Source organism: Pseudomonas sp. N-1-13 (assembly GCF_057787095.1).
Map to the genome: position 1 here is coordinate 1,249,376 of NZ_JBYNRI010000001.1, position 19,269 is coordinate 1,268,644.

At 60.9% G+C, this 19,269-nt stretch carries 15 protein-coding genes; 10 read left to right on the forward strand and 5 right to left on the reverse strand.

Translation table 11 applies throughout. The annotated features are described in order from the left end of the window. Window positions 1-24 precede the first annotated feature (24 nt). The 5 genes from AC3I65_RS05760 to gap form a co-directional block, all read right to left on the reverse strand. Window positions 25-615, reverse strand: a complete 591-nt coding sequence (locus tag AC3I65_RS05760) for a biliverdin-producing heme oxygenase (protein ID WP_139050982.1) — start codon at window positions 613-615, stop codon at window positions 25-27. Between the two features lie 167 nt (window positions 616-782). Beyond that, the gene (locus tag AC3I65_RS05765; protein ID WP_488523539.1) at window positions 783-3,377 is read right to left on the reverse strand and encodes a TonB-dependent receptor; all 2,595 of its coding nucleotides are present in this window, start codon (window positions 3,375-3,377) and stop codon (window positions 783-785) included. A 118-nt stretch (window positions 3,378-3,495) separates the two neighbouring features. Continuing rightward, entirely contained in the window at window positions 3,496-4,401 is a 906-nt protein-coding gene (locus AC3I65_RS05770) for a FecR family protein (protein WP_218575611.1), read from the reverse strand. 169 nt (window positions 4,402-4,570) lie between these two features. After that, window positions 4,571-5,089 carry an RNA polymerase sigma factor gene (locus tag AC3I65_RS05775; protein ID WP_047228369.1) on the reverse strand — a complete coding sequence of 173 codons (519 nt, stop codon included), beginning with the start codon at window positions 5,087-5,089 and terminating at the stop codon, window positions 4,571-4,573. A 171-nt stretch (window positions 5,090-5,260) separates the two neighbouring features. Continuing rightward, window positions 5,261-6,262, reverse strand: coding sequence for a type I glyceraldehyde-3-phosphate dehydrogenase (gene gap, locus AC3I65_RS05780; RefSeq protein ID WP_188252317.1), 1,002 nt, complete (start codon window positions 6,260-6,262; stop codon window positions 5,261-5,263). 219 nt (window positions 6,263-6,481) lie between these two features. Between gap and edd the strand changes: the two genes are divergently transcribed. The 10 genes from edd to AC3I65_RS05830 all read left to right on the forward strand — a co-directional run bounded on the left by edd (window position 6,482) and on the right by AC3I65_RS05830 (window position 19,135). Further along, complete coding sequence (edd, locus tag AC3I65_RS05785; RefSeq protein ID WP_047228367.1) at window positions 6,482-8,308, forward strand: phosphogluconate dehydratase; 1,827 nt, start codon at window positions 6,482-6,484, stop codon at window positions 8,306-8,308. After that, window positions 8,305-9,264 carry a glucokinase gene (locus AC3I65_RS05790; protein WP_139050979.1) on the forward strand — a complete coding sequence of 320 codons (960 nt, stop codon included), beginning with the start codon at window positions 8,305-8,307 and terminating at the stop codon, window positions 9,262-9,264. The genes edd and AC3I65_RS05790 overlap by 4 nt, the downstream gene beginning before the upstream one ends. A gap of 178 nt (window positions 9,265-9,442) precedes the next feature. After that, complete coding sequence (locus AC3I65_RS05795) at window positions 9,443-10,174, forward strand: response regulator (RefSeq protein WP_047228365.1); 732 nt, start codon at window positions 9,443-9,445, stop codon at window positions 10,172-10,174. Next, window positions 10,164-11,633, forward strand: coding sequence for an ATP-binding protein (locus AC3I65_RS05800; protein WP_047228364.1), 1,470 nt, complete (start codon window positions 10,164-10,166; stop codon window positions 11,631-11,633). Before AC3I65_RS05795 ends, AC3I65_RS05800 begins: the two co-directional genes overlap by 11 nt. Window positions 11,634-11,876: 243 nt before the next feature. Then, window positions 11,877-13,136, forward strand: a complete 1,260-nt coding sequence (locus tag AC3I65_RS05805) for a D-mannose isomerase (RefSeq protein ID WP_488523540.1) — start codon at window positions 11,877-11,879, stop codon at window positions 13,134-13,136. A gap of 116 nt (window positions 13,137-13,252) precedes the next feature. Then, on the forward strand, window positions 13,253-14,554 hold the full coding sequence (locus tag AC3I65_RS05810) for an ABC transporter substrate-binding protein (protein ID WP_047228362.1): 1,302 nt from the start codon (window positions 13,253-13,255) through the stop codon (window positions 14,552-14,554). A gap of 180 nt (window positions 14,555-14,734) precedes the next feature. After that, a complete protein-coding gene (locus AC3I65_RS05815; protein WP_047228361.1) occupies window positions 14,735-15,643 on the forward strand; it encodes a carbohydrate ABC transporter permease in 909 nt (302 codons plus the stop codon). After that, the gene (locus AC3I65_RS05820) at window positions 15,636-16,481 is read left to right on the forward strand and encodes a carbohydrate ABC transporter permease (RefSeq protein ID WP_047228360.1); all 846 of its coding nucleotides are present in this window, start codon (window positions 15,636-15,638) and stop codon (window positions 16,479-16,481) included. The genes AC3I65_RS05815 and AC3I65_RS05820 overlap by 8 nt, the downstream gene beginning before the upstream one ends. Before the next feature lie 2 nt (window positions 16,482-16,483). After that, complete coding sequence (locus AC3I65_RS05825; protein WP_047228359.1) at window positions 16,484-17,644, forward strand: ABC transporter ATP-binding protein; 1,161 nt, start codon at window positions 16,484-16,486, stop codon at window positions 17,642-17,644. A gap of 144 nt (window positions 17,645-17,788) precedes the next feature. Further along, the gene (locus tag AC3I65_RS05830) at window positions 17,789-19,135 is read left to right on the forward strand and encodes a carbohydrate porin (protein ID WP_173407306.1); all 1,347 of its coding nucleotides are present in this window, start codon (window positions 17,789-17,791) and stop codon (window positions 19,133-19,135) included. Window positions 19,136-19,269 lie beyond the last annotated feature (134 nt).

Below are 19,269 nucleotides of genomic sequence, written 5' to 3' on the forward strand. Positions count from 1 at the left end.
CCCCACAGGCAGTGGTGGTGAATTTCAGGCCAGTTCAGCTTCATAGGCGTGCTCGAGCAACACCGTAAACCGATTGAAGGCATCCAGCGCGCCTTTGTCCGCTTCGGCTTCCTGCTGTTCAGTGAAGGCCAGGCCGTCGAGGGTGCGGATGAAGGTTTTCCAGCCTTCAGCACGACCGCCGGCAGGTTCTGCCAGGTGCCGAGCGCCGAAGGTTTCGCTCAGGCCCAGGCCGACGGCGCGCTTGATCAAAAATGCAGCACCGAGCTTGGAGCCTTCGGAGACAAACAGCCAACCCAGGGCCTCGGCCTGGGTCGGATTTTTTACCGCGCCGGCTACTGGCGCGGGGACGTCGGTGTCCAGGTCCGCAAGATCTGCCTTGGCCGCTTCTGCCCGGCAACGGGCCGGCAGGTCGGGGATCAGGCTGGACAGTTCGGCGTCGTTGTACAGCGCCACCAGTTCCGATTGGAACAGGTACTGGGCCACGACGAAGCGGGCGAAGTTGGCCTTGGTTTCGAACGGGGCGTGGGCCTTGACCAGTGCATCGAGCCTGCTGTGGGGCTCGTGGGTGATCTGGTTCAAGCGTTGGGAGCGTAAAACGGGGTGTTGGGTAGTCATGAAAAACTCCTTCGAATGAGCACATTGTGGCGAGAGGCTGTGGGAGCAAAGCTTGCTCGCGAACAGGCGCCTCGATTCCTGGAAGACCGCATCACCTTCATCGCGGGCAAGCCTTGCTCCCACATGACGCTCCTCGCCACAGGTATTTGTTTTGCCTGGCAACCGAGTCAGATATCCCAGATCAGATTGACCGCGAAATTACGCCCGGGCTGGGTCAGACGGTCGAGGTTGGCGGGGCTCAGCACCGCTGCTTCGCCAACGCTGTCGTAGCCACGCACGTCATCCCACAGCCAGTACTTCTTGTCGGTGAGGTTGTAGAGACCACCGCTGACGGTGACGTCGTGGGTCACCTTGTAGAAACCGGTCAGGTCGAGGATGCCGAAGCCCGGGGTCTTGAACTGGCTGCTGACGCCATCGGGCGAGTTGAAGTTGCTGTCGTCGACGCGGTCTTTTTTCTTGACCAGGGTCCAGTTGAGCAACGTGCCGAACCGGTCCTGCTCGTAACCCAGGCCGAACACGCCGGTGAGCGGGTTGACGCTGTTGATCGGCTCGCCTGTGTCGTTATTGCGACCGTAGGCATAGGCCACCGAGCCTTGGGTGTACAGGCCTTGCGGTGCGCCGAACAGATCCAGGTTCAGGCGTCCCTTGACCTCGGCGCCCTTGATGGTGGCGTGCTTGATGTTGTTGCTCTGGAAGGTCAGCGCATCGGCCCCGGGCGTGATCGCATCTTCGTTGATGAAGTCGCGATACTTGTTGTAGAACACCGCCACATCGAACGAACCGGAGTCGAAACGGCCCCGCAGGCCAGTCTCATAGCTTTTGCTTTTTTCCGGTTCCAGATCGGGGTTGGGTTCCACGCTGTAGCCGGCGCCGGGATTGTCAAAGCGACCATACAGCGCCTTGGCGGTTGGCGTGCGGAAGCCTTCGGCGTACTGGCCGTACCAGGTGTACTGGTCGCTCAGGGCGTAGGTCAGGCCGAATTTGGGCGAGACGCGATGCCAGGTCTTGTTCTTGTCGCTGACTTGACCGCCGCTGGTGGGGTCCACGGTGTTGAGGAATGCCTCGGTCAGGTGCGGCTTGAGCCGCGTGTAGTCGTAACGCAGGGCCGGCGTGAAAGTCCATCGGTTCCAACGGATCTGATCCTGGGCGAACAGGCTGTAGGTGTTGATGGTCGGGTCCGGGAAGTCGCTGGCTTTTTCCAGCACGTCCCGGGTGCTGATGGCACCGACGGCTGAGCAACCCACGCCGACGGCCAGACAGACGCCATTGCCACTGCGCGAACCGGTGACTTTCTGCTGCTTGATCGTGGTGCCGTAGGTCAGCGCGTGATCGGTGTCGGCGAGGCTGAAGGCCTTGTCCAACTGGGCGTCGAGAACCCACTGTTTTTCTTCGTAGAGGGTCTCTCGTGTGCGTAGCACCTGGCGGGTGATGGGGAAGTAAAACTCGGCGGTGCTCTGGTCGGTCTTGGCGATCTGGTGGTTCAGGCTCCACTTCACGTGGTCGGCGAGCAGGCTGTCGAGGGCGAAGCTGTGCTCCAGGCCGAAGCGTTCGCGGCTGATGGTGTCGTTACCGGTGCGCCACTGATACATGCCGCCGGGCAATACAAAGTCAGGAATTGCCGGCTGGCCGTCGGAGTAGGGGCCGCCATAGGCACTTCTCAGATCGGTGTCCCGGTCATCCTTGTACTTCTCGTAGACCAGGCCCAGGCGCGAATCATCGTTGTAGTTCCAGCCGAGCTTGGCCAGCACATTGTGGGTGCGCACGTCCTCAGGGTTGGCCGCGGTGCGGTCCAGGCCGGTGCCGTTGTTATTGCCGTAGGATTGGGTTTCATGACCGTCGCGCTGGCTGTAATGCAACAGGCCGTCGAACGGCCCACTGCGACCTGCGAGGGTGGCGGATTTGAGCCAGCTTTCGTCGGCGGAGCTGTAGCCGGTCTTCAGGCGGGCGCCGACGTCGTTACCCGGTTTGATGATGTCGTCCGGATCAAGGGTGAAATAGCTGACAGCGCCGCCGATGGCATTGCTGCCGTACAGCACCGAGGCCGGGCCGCGGAGGATCTCCACGCGCTTGACGATTTCCGGGTCCACGTAATTGCGCTGGATCTTGGCGTACGGGCCGTTGAAGAAACCCCCGGGAATTTCCACACCGTCGACCTGCGTCAGCACCCGGTTGCCGTCGATTCCGCGAATGTTGTAGCCGCTGATGCCGCCGCGCTGGCCTGCCCCACCCACTAAAACGCCGGGTTCATAGCGCACCAGATCCTTGAGGGTGTTGACGTTGTTGCGGTCCAGTTCCTGCCGGTCGTGGACGCTGACGCTGCTGGGTACGCTGACGATGTCCTGTTCCTGGCGGGTGGCGCTGATCGTCACCTGCTGCAGGTTCAGTACGCTGCTGGTGCTGTGCTTTTGCAGAACAATGCTGGTGTTGCCCAGTTTGCGGTAGCTCAGGTTGGTCCCCACCAACAGGCGCTCCAGGGCTTTTTCCGCTGGCAGCGAGCCGTTGACGCCAGGCGACGCGACGCCTTCGGCCAGTTCTGCGGGCAAGCCGACCTGCCAGCCCGTGACGGCGGTGAACGCATTCAGTGCCGAGACCAGCGGTTGCTGGGCAATGGCAAAAGTGTAATCACCAAGATTGCGCGCAGGCGGCTGCACGGTGGTGGCGGCGAGGGCGGTCGGCGCGGTGCCGGCGATCAGGATGGCGGCGGTCAGCAATGACAGCGTGCACGCAGGGGCAAGGGACCGGCGGGTAAGGCGAGAGGACATCGATAGCGCTCCGTGTCGCATCTGTTATAGGTGCAGATGATGTCGCTGGATGCGAATCAATTGCATTGGCTATAACGAGACGAACCAGCGAAGCCTATCGAGTAAAAATAATTCTCATTTAGTTCAGGATCACCAGCGCCGGGAATTCCTGGAGGCGCGCAGAGGTGATGTGGGCCAGAGAACGGACCACGTCCAGCGGCTGGTCGAGGCGATAATTGCCGGTCACTGCGACCTGGGCCAACTGTTCGTTGTTGTTGATGATCCAGCCAGGGTAGTAGCGTCGCAGCTCGGCCAGTACCTGGTTCAGCGGTCGATTCTCGAACACCAGTCGTCCCTGGACCCACGCCAGATCGGTGCTGGCATCCATCCGGGCAGGGCGGTCGAAGCCGTTGGGGCCGATGCGGATGCTTTCCCCGGCCGACAGCCTGACATGGGCGTCATAACGCGTGGCCCGCAAATCCACATCACCGCGCTGCACCTGCACTTGCGTCACGCCATCGAGGTAGCGCACCGCGAAGGTGGTGTTGCTGACGCTGGCGATGACCGGCCCGGCGTCGATTTGCAGAGGCAGGGTGCGTGTGTCCGGGACTTCGAAAAACGCCTCGCCTTTGTACAACCGAGCTATGTGCCGTTGGTCGTTGAACGTGCTGGAAAAGGCCGAGTCGGTGTTGAGCAGGACCTTGGAGCCATCCTCCAGTTGCAGGCGCTGGCGTTCACCGACCACGGTCAGGTGATCGGCCTGCAGACGCAGGGGCAGGTCGCTGAAGTTGAACAGGCCCAGAAACAGCACGGCAGCGGTGGCCAAGGGTTTCCAATGGGCGCGCAAGCGTGACAGTGCACTGGCTTGGGGGCGGCCTTTGAGTTGCCGGGCGCTTTGCATCACTTGCGGGCCGTTCCAGATCGCCTGGGCCCGCTTGAATGCCTGACCATGGCGCGGATCGGCCGCCAGCCAGGCCTGGAACTGCCGGGTCTGCTCCTCGCTGGGGTTATCCAGCAGAATGAGCCAGTCCAGCGCCTGTTCCATGGCATGGGCGGTGTCCTGCGCCGCAGCGTGCTCAGGGGCACGTTGTTTGTCTGTCACGGTGGTTCCTCGCAGTGTCTTTTGCACGGCTATTTAGCGTCAGCGACCAAGCCTAGCAGGGTCGCAGGCCAGCGCAATCGGCGACGGCCTCTTAGAGAAAATCCTTACAGGTTCAGTCGCCACCAAGGCGTTCGGCCACGCCCACACAGATCGCCATGATCAGCTTCAGTTCCTTCTGCACGGTGCTCAGCGACACGTCCAGCCGTTTAGCGATGTCCTGGTAACTGTGACCGTGCAGCCGGCTGAGGATAAAAATCTGCTGCTGTCGCGGGCTCAGCGCTTGCAGGCGGAGATTGAGGCGTTCGAGCATCTGCTCGGCATGGGCCGCGTCTTCGGCGCTGCTTTGGGGGGCGACCACGTTGTGGACAACTTCCTGCGGCACGTCGTCCAGCAGGGTCCGGGACTGAATACGCCGCGCACGCAAGTGGTCCAGCGCCAGGTTGCGGGCGGTCTGGAAAACGAAGGGTTCGAGGTGCTCGACCGTGCGCTCGCCCAAGGCGCGAGTGACACGCAGGTAGGTTTCCTGAAGCAGGTCTTCGGCGGTGCTGGGGTTGTTGACCATGCGCTGGAGGGTGCGCAGCAGTGGCGTGCGCTGGGCAAGGAAGACGTGATGAAAGCGCGATTGACTCACGGTAGGGCCCGATTCGATTTGACTAGATGATAATGCTTATCATCTAGTTGATGGGTCAAGCCCTCATTTCACCACCCCGATTCCATGTGGGGAGCAAGCCTGGGAAGCAGGCCTGTGGAAGCAAACCTGTGGGAGCAAAGCTTGCTCCCACATTACCGGCTGCGCGGTGAGTTACTCGGCGTTACACAACGCCAGGCAGTTATCCAGCATGCGGTTGGAGAAGCCCCATTCGTTGTCATACCAGGCCAGTACCTTGAGCAGCTTGCCGCTGGCCTTGGTGTGGTTGGCGTCGAAGATCGACGACAGCGGGTTGTGGTTGAAATCGCTGGAGACCAGCGGCAGGGTGTTGTAGCCGAGAATCTTCGAATGCTGGCTGGCCTGGCGCAGCAGTTCGTTGACTTCTTCGGCCGACGCTTCACGCTTGAGCTGCACGGTCAAATCCACCAGCGACACGTTGATCACCGGCACGCGCACGGCCATACCGGTCAGCTTGCCCGCCAGTTCCGGCAGCACCAGGCCCACGGCCTCGGCGGCGCCGGTCTTGCTCGGGATCATATTCTGTGTGGCCGAACGGGCGCGGTATGGGTCGCTGTGGTAGACGTCGGTCAGGTTCTGATCATTGGTGTAGGCATGGATCGTGGTCATCAGGCCGCTTTCGATGCCCAGTTCGCGGTGCAGCACCTGGGCCACCGGGGCCAGGCAGTTGGTGGTGCACGAAGCGTTGGAGATGATCTGGTGGGACTGGCGCAAAATATCGTGGTTCACGCCGTACACCACGGTGGCGTCGGCACCCTTGGCCGGGGCCGAAATGATCACCTTGCGGGCGCCGGCGCTGATATGGGCGGCGGCCTTGGCGCGGTCGGTGAACAAACCGGTGCATTCGAACACGACGTCGATTTTTTCGGCGGCCCAGGGCAGTTCGGCCGGGTTGCGGATGGCGCTGACCGAGATACGGTCACCATTGACCGTCAGGCTTTCGTGATCGTGCTGCACCTCGGCATCGAAGGTGCCGTGAACCGTGTCGAACTTGAGCAGATGAGCATTGATTGCGCTGTCGCCCAGGTCGTTGATGGCGACGATCTGCAAGTCGCGACGATAACCTTGGGTATACAGTGCACGGAGGACGTTGCGGCCGATGCGGCCAAAACCATTGATTGCGATTCGAAGAGTCATTAACTGCGCCGCCGTCGATTTGTTGTTGGAATTACAAGATTATTCGCATAAAAATAGAAAACAAGCCTTTTTAGTGGCAATATTTTGTTTTATCTACAACGAGTGACCTGAATCAACTGGTCCGAATGGTCAAGAAATCCGCTGTCGCCCAATGCGTGGCGGGGTTTTGACCAGCATAGACAATCAGGTCGCCACACCCGTTAGCCTGGAGTTCTACACATGCATCCCCGCGTACTTGAGGTCACCGAACGGCTTATCGCCCGCAGCCGCGCCACGCGTCAGGCTTACCTTGCATTGATCCGCGGTGCAGCCAGCGACGGTCCGATGCGCGGTAAGTTGCAATGCGCCAACTTCGCCCACGGCGTGGCCGGTTGCGGCACCGAAGACAAGCATCACCTGCGGATGATGAACGCCGCCAACATCGCCATCGTGTCTTCCTACAACGACATGCTCTCGGCCCACCAGCCCTACGAAACCTTCCCGGAACAGATCAAGAAAGCCTTGCGCGAGATCGGCTCGGTCGGCCAGTTTGCCGGTGGCACGCCGGCCATGTGCGATGGCGTGACCCAAGGTGAGGCGGGGATGGAACTGAGCCTGCCGAGCCGCGAAGTGATCGCACTGTCGACGGCGGTGGCGTTGTCCCACAACATGTTCGACGGCGCACTGATGCTCGGCATCTGCGACAAGATCGTGCCAGGCCTGATGATGGGCGCGCTGCGTTTCGGTCATTTGCCGACGATTTTCGTGCCAGGCGGGCCCATGGTCTCAGGCATTTCCAACAAGCAGAAAGCCGACGTGCGTCAGCGCTATGCCGAGGGCAAGGCCACCCGCGAAGAGCTGCTGGAGTCGGAGATGAAGTCCTACCACAGCCCCGGCACCTGCACCTTCTACGGCACGGCCAACACCAACCAGTTGTTGATGGAGGTAATGGGCCTGCACTTGCCGGGTGCCTCGTTCGTCAATCCGAACACGCCGTTGCGTGATGCGCTGACTCGCGAAGCGGCGTTCCAGGTCACGCGCCTGACCAAGCAGAGCGGCAACTTCATGCCCATCGGCGAAATCGTCGACGAGCGGTCGCTGGTCAATTCCGTTGTCGCGCTGCACGCCACCGGCGGTTCCACCAATCACACCTTGCACATGCCAGCCATTGCCATGGCCGCAGGCATCCAGCTGACCTGGCAGGACATGGCCGACCTCTCCGAGGTGGTGCCGACCCTGAGTCACGTCTATCCGAACGGCAAGGCCGACATCAACCACTTCCAGGCGGCGGGCGGCATGTCGTTCCTGATCCGCGAATTGCTGGAAGCCGGCTTGCTCCACGAAAACGTCAACACCGTGCTGGGTCACGGCCTGAGCCGCTACACCCAGGAACCGTTTCTCGAAGACGGCGAACTGGTATGGCGCGAAGGCCCGATCGAAAGCCTCGATGAAAACATCCTGCGCCCGGTGGCCCGCGCGTTCTCGGCCGAGGGCGGGTTGCGGGTGATGGAAGGCAACCTGGGGCGCGGCGTGATGAAAGTCTCGGCGGTGGCCCTGGAAAACCAGGTCGTCGAAGCCCCGGCCATGGTCTTTCAGGATCAACAGGACCTGGCCGATGCGTTCAAGGCCGGCCTGCTGGAGAAAGATTTTGTCGCGGTGATGCGCTTCCAGGGCCCGCGCTCCAATGGCATGCCGGAGCTGCACAAGATGACACCGTTCCTCGGCGTATTGCAGGATCGCGGTTTCAAAGTGGCGTTGGTGACGGACGGACGCATGTCCGGCGCGTCGGGGAAAATTCCGGCGGCTATCCACGTCAGCCCCGAAGCCTACGTTGGCGGCGCATTGGCCCGCGTGCAGGAGGGCGATATCATCCGCGTCGATGGCGTCAAAGGCACCTTGGAGTTGAAGGTGGACGCCGAGGAATTCGCCGCACGCACACCGGCCAAGGGCTTGTTGGGCAACAACATTGGCACCGGTCGCGAGCTGTTTGGTTTCATGCGCATGGCATTCAGCTCGGCAGAGCAGGGCGCCAGCGCCTTCACTTCTGCCCTGGAGACGCTTAATTGAAACTGGCTTTGGTCGGTGACATCGGTGGGACCAACGCCCGGTTCGCCTTGTGGAAGAACCACAACCTGGAAAATATCCAGGTGCTGGCGACCGCGGATTACGCCTGCCCCGAAGATGCCATCAAGGTTTACCTGAGCGGCGTAGGCCTGAAGCCGGGTTCGATCGGTTCGGTTTGCCTGTCCGTGGCGGGGCCGGTCAGCGGCGATGAGTTTCGCTTCACCAACAATCACTGGCGCCTGAGCAATCTGGCCTTTTGCAAGACCCTTGAGGTCGAGAAGCTGCTGCTGGTCAATGACTTTTCGGCCATGGCCCTGGGCATGACGTGCTTGCGTCCCGATGAATACCGGGTTGTCTGCGAGGGCACGCCGGAGCCGTTGCGTCCGGCGGTGGTGATCGGTCCTGGCACCGGGCTGGGTGTGGGCACGTTGCTGGATTTGGGCGGCGGTCGTTTTGCGGCATTGCCGGGGGAGGGTGGCCATGTCGACCTGCCCATGAGCAGCCCGCGGGAAACCCAGCTGTGGCAGCACATCTACAACGAGATCGGTCATGTCAGTGCCGAAACCGCCCTGAGCGGCAGCGGGTTACCTCGGGTGTACCGCGCCATCTGCGCGGTGGATGGCCATACGCCGGTGCTCGACACGCCCGAATCCATCACCGCCGCCGGCCTGGCCGGAGACCCCATTGCCCTGGAAGTGCTCGAGCAATTCTGCCGCTGGCTGGGGCGGGTGGCCGGTAACAATGTGCTGACGGTGGGTGGGCGTGGCGGTGTATACATCGTCGGCGGGGTGGTCCCGCGATTCGCCGATTTTTTCCTTGAAAGTGGTTTCGCCCGTTGCTTCGCCGACAAGGGCTGCATGAGCGATTATTTCAAGGGTATTCCAGTCTGGCTGGTGACGGCGCCGTATTCCGGGCTGATGGGCGCGGGTGTGGCGTTGGAGCAATCGACTCCAGTTTGAAATGTGATCCCCTGTGGGAGCGAGCTTGCTCGCGATGACGGAGTGTCAGTCGCCATTGATGTTGACTGATACACCGCTATCGCGAGCAAGCTCGCTCCCACAGGGGTTTTGTAGTGTGTTTGTAGTCCTCATCCATCAGGCATAATCGCCCCAACCCAAACAACAAGGACGAGGCCCCGTGAGTTCAGTGAACAAATCGATTTTGTTGGTCGACGACGACCAGGAGATTCGCGAACTGCTGGACACTTACCTCAGTCGCGCGGGTTTTCAGGTACGTACTACCCCTGATGGCGCCGGGTTTCGCCAGGCACTTAACGAAGCAGCCAGCGATCTGGTGATCCTCGACGTGATGTTGCCCGACGAGGACGGCTTCAGCCTTTGCCGCTGGGTTCGCCAGCACCCGCGCCAGGCCCACGTACCAATCATCATGCTCACGGCCAGTTCCGACGAGGCCGACCGGGTTATCGGCCTTGAGCTGGGGGCCGATGATTATCTGGGCAAACCTTTCAGTCCGCGTGAACTCCAGGCGCGCATCAAGGCGCTGTTGCGTCGTGCGCAGTTTGGCCAGGAACGCTCCGGCGGCGAAGTGTTGGCCTTCGACGAGTGGCGGCTGGACATGGTCAGCCATCGACTGTTCCACACCGACGGCGAAGAAGTGATCCTCTCCGGCGCCGATTTCGCCTTGCTCAAGCTGTTTCTTGACCATCCCCAGGAAATCCTCGACCGCGACACCATTGGCAACGCCACTCGCGGTCGGGAGTTGATGCCCCTGGACCGAATCGTCGACATGGCGGTCAGTCGTCTGCGCCAGCGCCTGCGTGACACCGACAAGCCACCACGGTTGATCCGCACGGTGCGCGGCAGTGGTTATCAACTGGCGGCCAGTGTGATTGCCAGCAATGGTCATTGATTGGATCAAGAAAATAGCCCGCCGGGTGCCGGTGCCGCGTTCGTTGCTTGGAAGAATGCTGCTGCTGACCCTGCTGGTGGTGCTGTTCGCCCAGACCTTGTCCAGCCTGATCTGGGTCTCGCAACTGCGCGCCACCCAGCTCGAAGGCCTGGTCACCAGCGCCCGTAGCCTGGCCCATTCGATGACCGCCAGTGTCAGCTATCTGCGCTCGTTGCCGGTGGCTTACCGGCCATTGGTGCTGGATCAATTGCGCAGCATGGGCGGCACGCGGTTTGTCGTCACGCTCAACGACAAACCCCTGGGCATGGACGTGCTGCCGGTTACGCCGCGCAAGCTGGCGGTGCTCAAGGCGGTGGATGACGTACTGCGAAAATCCCTGGGCAACAGCGCCGACATCTCGGTGAAGTTTGTCAGCCCCGAAGACCTGCGGATTTTCAACGGCGGCCTGAAGCTTGATGAATTGCCGCGCTCCTGGGCCCACTACGCCTTGACCCTGGAACCGGTGAACCCGCCGGTGCTGGTCACGCAAATCCAGATGGCGCCGGGCGAATGGCTGTACATCGCTTCGCTGCTCCCAGAGCCCTACACCAGTCTTGAAGAGCAGAGCCTGCCGACGCAGCAGGTTGGCTTTATCGTGCTGACCAGCAGCCTGTTGTTGCTGTTCATCGGTTTGCTGGTGCATTGGCAGAGCCGGCCCCTCAAACGCCTGGCCCGCGCGGCACGCGACATGTCCCTGGGCGCCGAAGTGGAACCGGTAGCTGAAGGCGGCGGCAGCGAAGTGGTGGAAGTGGGCAGGGCATTCAATGCCATGCGTGAACGCATCAGCCGTTACCTGACCGAACGCAGCCAATTGTTCAGCGCGATTTCCCATGACTTGCGCACGCCGATCACGCGGCTGCGCTTGCGGGTCGAACTGCTGGAGGACGAAAACCTGCAGGCCAAGTTCGGCCGCGACCTGGACGAGCTGGAGTTATTGGTCAAAGGTGCGTTGCAATGCGTCAAGGACACCGACATTCACGAAAACATCGAGCCGGTGGACCTCAACCATGTGCTCGATTGCCTGGTCGAACCGTACCTGGCGCCCAACGGCAATGGCCGGGTAACCCAGGATGGCCGCGCGTTGGCGCCGTATCCCGGCAAGCCGCTGGCCCTCAAGCGCTGCATCGGTAACCTGATCGACAATGCGCTGAAGTACGGGCAAAACGCCCACCTGCACATCGATGACGATGACACCGCGTTCATCCTGCACGTCGACGACGAGGGGCCAGGTGTGCCGGAGCAACGTCTGGAGCAAGTCTTCGAACCGCACTTTCGCCTGGCCGGGCAGCAGCAGGGCTATGGCCTGGGCCTGGGCATCGCCCGCAACATCGCCCATAGCCATGGCGGCGAAGTCAGCCTGCAGAACCTGCGCGAGGGTGGGTTGCGGGTGACATTGCAGTTGCCTCGCAGTGTGGATTAGTCGGACCGCGTTCTCGTTGATCGCGAGCAGGCTCGCTCCCACAGGGCTCGGTGGTGACCACAAAAATTGTTTATTCCCTGGCGCCAATGTGGGAGCGAGCCTGCTCGCGATGACGCCGTCAGCTTCAGCGCATCGCCCAAGTAATGTCACAAGTCGGTGACATAACTCGCCCCTTTCGTTACCTGCCACCCGCCATCCCTTGTTTAGACTCCCTGCGTCAAAACAACAAAAAAAGGTACTCCCATGGACACCTTCCAACCGACCTTCAGCAGTTGGCTGAATGCGCCTGCCCACCAGCAATGGCTTGCCGCCGAAGGCTTGCGTCTGCTGGCGTTCGCCAAGGCTTCGAAGCTGCCGGACGGCTTTGGCAACCTGGACGAGCAGGGTCGCCTGCCGGACGATGCCCGGGCTGAAACCATGAACACCGCACGCATGACCCATAGCTTCGCCATGGCCCATATCCAGGGGCTGCCGGGGTTCTCCGAGCTGGTGGACCACGGTGTCCAGGCCCTCAGCGGCCCTCTGCGGGACGCCGAGCACGGCGGCTGGTTCGCCACGGCGCAACCCCATGAAAACGACACCGGCAAGGCCGCCTACCTGCACGCATTTGTCGCCTTGGCGGCCAGTTCCGCGGTGGTGGCCCAACGTCCTGGCGCCCAGGCGTTGCTGGATGAAGCCGTGCGGGTGATCGATACGCACTTCTGGAGCGAAGAGGAGGGCGCCCTGCGCGAGTCCTTCAACCGCGACTGGAGCGACGAAGAAGCCTATCGCGGCGCCAACAGCAACATGCACGCCACCGAAGCCTTCCTGGCCCTGGCCGATGCCACGGACGAGCCCCGCTGGCTGGTCCGCGCGCTGCGTATCGTTGAGCGGGTAATCCACGGCCACGCCGCCGCCAATGACTACCTGGTGGTGGAGCATTTCGATCGTCACTGGCAGCCGCTGCGCGAGTACAACCACGACAACCCCGCCGACGGTTTTCGCCCTTACGGCACCACGCCCGGCCATGGTTTCGAATGGGCGCGGCTGCTGTTGCACCTTGAGGCTGCACGGGTGCAGATTGGCATGTTGACCCCGGGCTGGCTGGCCCAGGATGCGCAGAAACTTTTTGACCAGAACTGCCGCCACGGTTGGGAGGTCGACGGCGCCCCAGGCCTTGTCTACACCCTGGACTGGGACAATCGCGCGGTAGTTCGCCATCGCCTGCATTGGGTGCATGCCGAAGCAGCGGCCGCCGCCAGTGCCTTGCTCAAACGCACCGACGAGGCGCAATACGAAGCCTGGTACCGGCGGTTCTGGGAGTTCTGTGACAAACATTTCATCGACCGTTGCAACGGCAGCTGGTACCACGAGCTCGATCCGCAAAACCGCCCCAGCGCCGACATCTGGCCGGGCAAGCCGGACCTGTATCACGCCTGGCAGGCCGTGCTGATCCCGCGTTTGCCCCTCGCCCCCAGCATGGCGACGGCGTTGGCGAAACTCTCCAGTCCCGCGCCTGTGTAACCATGCCGTGACATTTACGCGTCCCTTCGTTACCTGCGAAGGGATTTCCCCTGTTTAGAATCCATGCAGCGCAAGCACCAGACTTGCATGCATAACAACAAGAAAGGTACTTCTAGATGAATGCGATTTCTCGCCTCGCTACTGTCATTTCTCTTGCTTCCCTGCTTCCCGTCGCAGCATTCCCTGTCAGCGCCCTTGCCGCCGAATCCAAAGGCAGCGTGGAAGTCGTTCACTGGTGGACGTCCGGTGGCGAAAAAGCCGCGGTCGATGTGCTCAAGGCCCAGGTAGAGAAAGACGGCTTTACCTGGAAGGATGGCGCTGTTGCCGGTGGTGGCGGCTCAACTGCCATGACCGTGCTCAAGAGTCGTGCCGTGGCCGGTAACCCACCGGGTGTGGCCCAGATCAAAGGCCCGGACATCCAGGAGTGGGCGTCTACCGGACTGCTCGACACCGACGTCCTGAAAGACGTTGCCAAAGAAGAGAAGTGGGACAGCCTGCTCGACAAGAAAGTCTCCGATACCGTGAAGTACGAAGGTGACTACGTTGCCGTGCCGGTGAACATCCACCGCGTCAACTGGCTGTGGATCAACCCGGAAGTCTTCAAGAAAGCCGGCATCACCAAAAACCCCACCACCCTCGAAGAATTCTACGCCGCCGGCGACAAGCTCAAGGCAGCAGGCTTCATTGCGCTGGCCCACGGCGGCCAGCCTTGGCAGGACAGCACGGTGTTCGAAGCCGTGGTGCTCTCGGTCATGGGCGTCGATGGCTACAAGAAAGCCCTGGTCGATCTGGACAACAAAGCCCTGACCGGTCCGGACATGGTCAAGGCGTTGACCGAGCTCAAGAAAGTCGCGACCTACATGGACGTGGACGGCAAGGGGCAGGACTGGAACCTGGAAGCGGCCAAGGTCATCAACGGCAAGGCCGGCATGCAGATCATGGGTGACTGGGCCAAGAGCGAATGGACCGCCGCGAAGAAAGTCGCCGGCAAGGACTACGAGTGCGTAGCTTTCCCGGGGACCGACAAGGCCTTCACCTACAACATCGACTCCCTGGCGGTGTTCAAGCAGAAAGACGAAGGCACCGCGGCCGGTCAGAAGGACATCGCCAAGGTCGTGCTGGGTGAGAACTTCCAGAAAGTCTTCAGCATCAACAAGGGTTCGATCCCGGTGCGCAACGACATGCTGGCCGACATGGCCAAGTACGGTTTCGATTCCTGCGCCCAGACCGCTGCCAAGGACTTCCTGGCGGACGCCAAGTCCGGCGGCCTGCAGCCGAGCATGGCGCACAACATGGCGACCACGTTGGCAGTACAGGGCGCGTTCTTTGACGTGGTGACCAACTTCATCAACGACCCGAAAGCCGACCCAGCCGACGCCGCCAAGAAGCTTGGCGCAGCGGTTCAGTCTGCCAAGTAACCGTTAGCACCGCGACCCCCTGTGGGAGCGAGCCTGTGGGAGCAAAGCTTGCTCGCGATGAACGATAACGCGGTCATTCGAAAGACCGTAGCGCTTTCATCGCGAGCAAGCTCAGCTCCCACACAAGCCCGCTCCCACAAGGGATGCGAGTAGTCTTTTTCTCAAGTACTGGATCTTCCCATGAGTTCTGTTGCTGTGTTCAGCAAGGCCTCGCCGTTCGATGCATTGCAGCGCTGGCTCCCAAAACTGGTGCTGGCGCCGAGCATGTTCATCGTTCTGGTGGGCTTCTACGGTTATATCTTGTGGACGTTTGTTCTGTCGTTCACCACCTCGACCTTTCTGCCGAACTACAAGTGGGCGGGCCTGGCGCAATACGCGCGGCTGTGGGACAACGACCGCTGGTGGGTGGCGAGCAAGAACCTGGCGCTCTTTGGCGGCATGTTCATCGGCATCACCCTGGTGATCGGCGTGCTGCTGGCGGTGTTTCTTGACCAGCGCATTCGTCGTGAAGGTTTCATCCGCACCATTTACCTGTATCCGATGGCGCTCTCGATGATCGTCACCGGTACGGCCTGGAAGTGGTTGCTCAACCCGGGCATGGGCCTGGATAAATTGTTGCGTGACTGGGGCTGGGAAGGTTTTCGCCTGGACTGGCTGATCGACCCGGACCGTGTGGTGTATTGCCTGGTGATCGCCGCAGTGTGGCAGGCCTCGGGTTTCATCATGGCGATGTTCCTGGCCGGCCTGCGTGGGGTGGATCAATCGATCATCCGGGCTGCGCAGATCGATGGCGCGAGCATGCCGCGCATCTACTGGAAAGTGGTGCTGCCGAGCCTGCGTCCGGTGTTCTTCAGCGCCGTAATGATCCTGGCGCACATCGCGATCAAGAGCTTTGACCTGGTGGCGGCGATGACAGCCGGCGGCCCGGGTTACTCCTCTGACCTGCCTGCCATGTTCATGTACTCCTTCACATTCAGTCGCGGCCAGATGGGCATGGGCTCGGCCAGTGCGATTCTGATGCTCGGTGCGATTCTCGCAATCATCGTGCCTTACCTGTACTCCGAGCTGAGGACCAAGCGTCATGACTAGTCTCGCTGCGAAACCTTCCATCAGCCTGAGTCGCATCGCGATCTACGCGGTACTGATCCTTGCCGTATTGCTTTACCTGGTGCCGCTGGTAGTCATGCTGTTGACCAGCTTCAAGACCCCGGAAGACATCAGCACCGGCAACCTGCTGAGCTGGCCGACCGTGGTCACCGGCATCGGCTGGGTCAAGGCCTGGGCCACGGTTGACGGGTATTTCTGGAACTCGATCAAGATCACCGTCCCGGCGGTGCTGATCTCCACCGCGATCGGTGCATTGAACGGCTACGTGTTGTCGATGTGGCGCTTTCGCGGTTCGCAGTTGTTCTTCGGCCTGCTGCTGTTCGGCTGCTTCCTGCCGTTCCAGACCGTCCTGCTGCCGGCTTCGTTCACGCTCGGCAAGATGGGCCTGGCCAGTACCACCACGGGGCTGGTGTTCATACATGTGGTCTACGGCCTGGCGTTCACCACGCTGTTTTTCCGTAACTACTACGTGAGCATTCCCGATGCGCTGGTGAAAGCGGCGCGACTGGACGGTGCGGGTTTCTTCACCATCTTCCGGCGGATCATCCTGCCGATGTCCACCCCGATCATCATGGTCTGCCTGATCTGGCAGTTCACCCAGATCTGGAACGACTTCCTGTTTGGCGTGGTGTTCTCCAGCGGCGATTCGCAGCCCATCACGGTGGCGCTGAACAACTTGGTCAACACCAGTACCGGGGCCAAGGAATACAACGTTGATATGGCGGCGGCGATGATCGCCGGGCTGCCGACCCTGCTGGTCTATGTAGTGGCAGGCAAGTATTTCGTGCGCGGTCTGACGGCCGGCGCAGTCAAGGGGTAATCATGGCAACGCTCGAACTTCGCAATGTAAACAAGACCTATGGTGCCGGCCTGCCGGACACCCTGAAGAACATCGAGTTGTCGATCAAGGACGGTGAGTTCCTGATCCTCGTCGGCCCTTCGGGCTGCGGCAAGTCGACGCTGATGAACTGCATCGCCGGCCTTGAAACCATTACCGGCGGCGCGATCATGATCGGTGACCAGGATGTCAGCGGCATGAGTCCGAAGGATCGCGACATCGCCATGGTGTTCCAGTCCTACGCGCTGTACCCGACCATGAGCGTGCGGGAGAACATCGAGTTCGGTCTGAAGATTCGCAAGATGAGCCAGCCGGCCATCGACGAAGAAGTCACCCGCGTGGCCAAGCTGTTGCAGATCGAACACCTGCTCAACCGCAAGCCCGGCCAGCTTTCCGGCGGCCAGCAACAGCGCGTGGCCATGGGCCGGGCGCTGGCGCGGCGGCCGAAGATCTACCTGTTCGACGAACCGCTGTCCAACCTCGACGCCAAGCTGCGGGTCGAGATGCGCACCGAAATGAAACTGATGCACCAGCGCCTGAAGACCACCACGGTCTACGTCACCCACGACCAGATCGAAGCCATGACCCTGGGCGACAAAGTGGCGGTGATGAAGGACGGCATCATCCAGCAGTTCGGCACGCCGAAAGACATCTACACCAACCCGGCCAACCTGTTCGTGGCGAGCTTCATCGGTTCGCCACCGATGAACTTCATCCCCCTGCGCCTGCAACGCAAGGACGGCCGTCTGCTGGCCTTGCTCGACAGCGGCCAGGCTCGTTGTGAGCTGCCGATGGGCATGCAGGATGCGGGTCTGGAAGACCGTGAAGTGATCCTCGGCCTGCGCCCGGAACAGATCATGCTGGCGGGCAACGAGCCCAATGGTTTGCCGACCATTCGCGCCGAAGTCCAGGTCACCGAACCCACCGGACCGGACACGCTGGTGTTCGTCAACCTGAACGACACCAAGGTCTGCTGCCGCCTGGCGCCGGACGTGGCGCCGCAGGTGGGGGAGACCCTGACGCTGCAATTCGATCCTTCGAAAGTGCTGCTGTTCGACGCCAAGTCCGGCGAACGCCTGGGCGTGGCCGGCCAAGTGCAGACAGATGCCCGGACCGCAAACGTAGCGCAGTTCAAAGGCCGATGAAGAACAAATGGGGGAGGGGGCTTTGCTCCCAAACAAGCTCTCTCCCACCAGGGAGTATGCGGTGAGTGGGGGACCATTCGCCGCAATCGTTGTAAACCGCGTTAGATAAAAACAGTTAATAACAATAAAGACGAGGATGTAGGGATGAAGAAGAACAACAACGCCCGGCGTGTCTGCCAATTGTCCGCTGTTGCGGCGATGATGCTGGCCGGTAGTGCGCACGCGGCCGAGGCTTTCAGCGCCGATTCGCAGTGGATGACGGGCGACTGGGGTGGCGAGCGGACCAGGCTGATCGAGCAAGGTATCGATATCAAGGCTGATTTCGTCGGTGAGATGGGGGCCAATCTCGACGGCGGTTACAACGATGACAAGACTGCGCGTTGGTCCCAGCAGTTTGGCTTGGGTGTAGCCCTCGACCTGGAGAAACTGGCAGGTTGGGGTGATACCACGGCCAAGATTCAATTCACTCGCCGTGACGGTCGCAACATCTCCAACGACCGTATCGGTGATCCCCGTGCCGGCACCCTCAGCTCTTCCCAGGAAGTCTGGGGCCGTGGGCAAACCACCCGTCTGACGCAGTTGTGGATCAAGCAGCAGTATTTCGACAGTAAGCTGGATGTCAAAGCCGGTTATTACGGGGTCGGTGAAGATTTCAACAGTTTCCCGTGCGAGTTCCAGAACCTGGCGTTCTGCGGTTCGCAAGCGGGTAACTGGGCAACCGGCATCTGGTACAATTGGCCGATCATGCAGGCGGCGATTCGCGTCAAGTACAACCTCACGCCCGAACTCTATGCGCAGATCGGTGCTTACAACCAGAACCCTTCGCAGCTGGAAAACGGAAACCGCTACAAGCTCAGCGGCAGTGGCACCAAGGGCACGCTCATTCCTGTCGAGTTGGTCTGGTCGCCCAAGCTCAATGGCCTGCCAGGCGAATATCGTATCGGTTACTACAAAAGTACGGCCAAGGCTGATGACGTGCGCGAAGACGACAATGGCCAGGATGCCGCGACAACCGGTAACGCGTACCGCAGCCACAGCAGCAAGGATGGCTACTGGTTCGTGGTGCAGCAACAGCTCACCACCCACAACGGTGATGCATCGCGCGGTCTGAACATTGCGGCCAACGCCACCTTCCATGACAAGGAAACCAACGTCGTCGACAACTACCAGTCGCTGATGTTCGTGTACAAGGGGCCGTTCAATGCGCGTCCTAAAGATGACGTCGGGATTGGTTTTTCCCGCATCCATGTCAACGAAGATGTGAAGAAAAACGCCGAGCTGGTCAACGCGGCCAATGGTGTCAGCGACTACGACGATCCGTTGTTCTCGCCATTGCGTGGCACCGAATACAACTACGAAATCAACTACGGTTTCCACGTGACCAACTGGCTGACCGTACGCCCTAACCTGCAATACATCACTCATCCGGGTGGTGTGAATGAAGTCGACGACGCGCTGGTCGCCGGTCTGAAAATTCAGTCGGTGTTCTAACGCTGTTGCGATAAGCTCCTCTCTATGTGCGCATATTTGCGGATGGCCAAGGCTGTCCGCTTTTTTTTGTGAGGCCTACAGGCCTGCGGGGATAAATCCCCTCGCCACAAAAAGCTGTCGCATCAATCCAGTTC

What these genes read in the sequence shown, in the direction of transcription:
- AC3I65_RS05760 (WP_139050982.1), bottom strand. Translation starts at nt 615, where the DNA reads ATGACTACCCAACACCCCGTTTTACGCTCCCAACGCTTGAACCAGATC.
- AC3I65_RS05765 (WP_488523539.1), bottom strand. Translation starts at nt 3,377, where the DNA reads ATGTCCTCTCGCCTTACCCGCCGGTCCCTTGCCCCTGCGTGCACGCTG.
- AC3I65_RS05770 (WP_218575611.1), bottom strand. Translation starts at nt 4,401, where the DNA reads ATGGAACAGGCGCTGGACTGGCTCATTCTGCTGGATAACCCCAGCGAG.
- gap (WP_188252317.1), bottom strand. Translation starts at nt 6,262, where the DNA reads ATGACTCTTCGAATCGCAATCAATGGTTTTGGCCGCATCGGCCGCAAC.
- edd (WP_047228367.1), top strand. Translation starts at nt 6,482, where the DNA reads ATGCATCCCCGCGTACTTGAGGTCACCGAACGGCTTATCGCCCGCAGC.
- AC3I65_RS05800 (WP_047228364.1), top strand. Translation starts at nt 10,164, where the DNA reads ATGGTCATTGATTGGATCAAGAAAATAGCCCGCCGGGTGCCGGTGCCG.
- AC3I65_RS05805 (WP_488523540.1), top strand. Translation starts at nt 11,877, where the DNA reads ATGGACACCTTCCAACCGACCTTCAGCAGTTGGCTGAATGCGCCTGCC.
- AC3I65_RS05810 (WP_047228362.1), top strand. Translation starts at nt 13,253, where the DNA reads ATGAATGCGATTTCTCGCCTCGCTACTGTCATTTCTCTTGCTTCCCTG.
- AC3I65_RS05815 (WP_047228361.1), top strand. Translation starts at nt 14,735, where the DNA reads ATGAGTTCTGTTGCTGTGTTCAGCAAGGCCTCGCCGTTCGATGCATTG.
- AC3I65_RS05820 (WP_047228360.1), top strand. Translation starts at nt 15,636, where the DNA reads ATGACTAGTCTCGCTGCGAAACCTTCCATCAGCCTGAGTCGCATCGCG.
- AC3I65_RS05825 (WP_047228359.1), top strand. Translation starts at nt 16,484, where the DNA reads ATGGCAACGCTCGAACTTCGCAATGTAAACAAGACCTATGGTGCCGGC.
- AC3I65_RS05830 (WP_173407306.1), top strand. Translation starts at nt 17,789, where the DNA reads ATGAAGAAGAACAACAACGCCCGGCGTGTCTGCCAATTGTCCGCTGTT.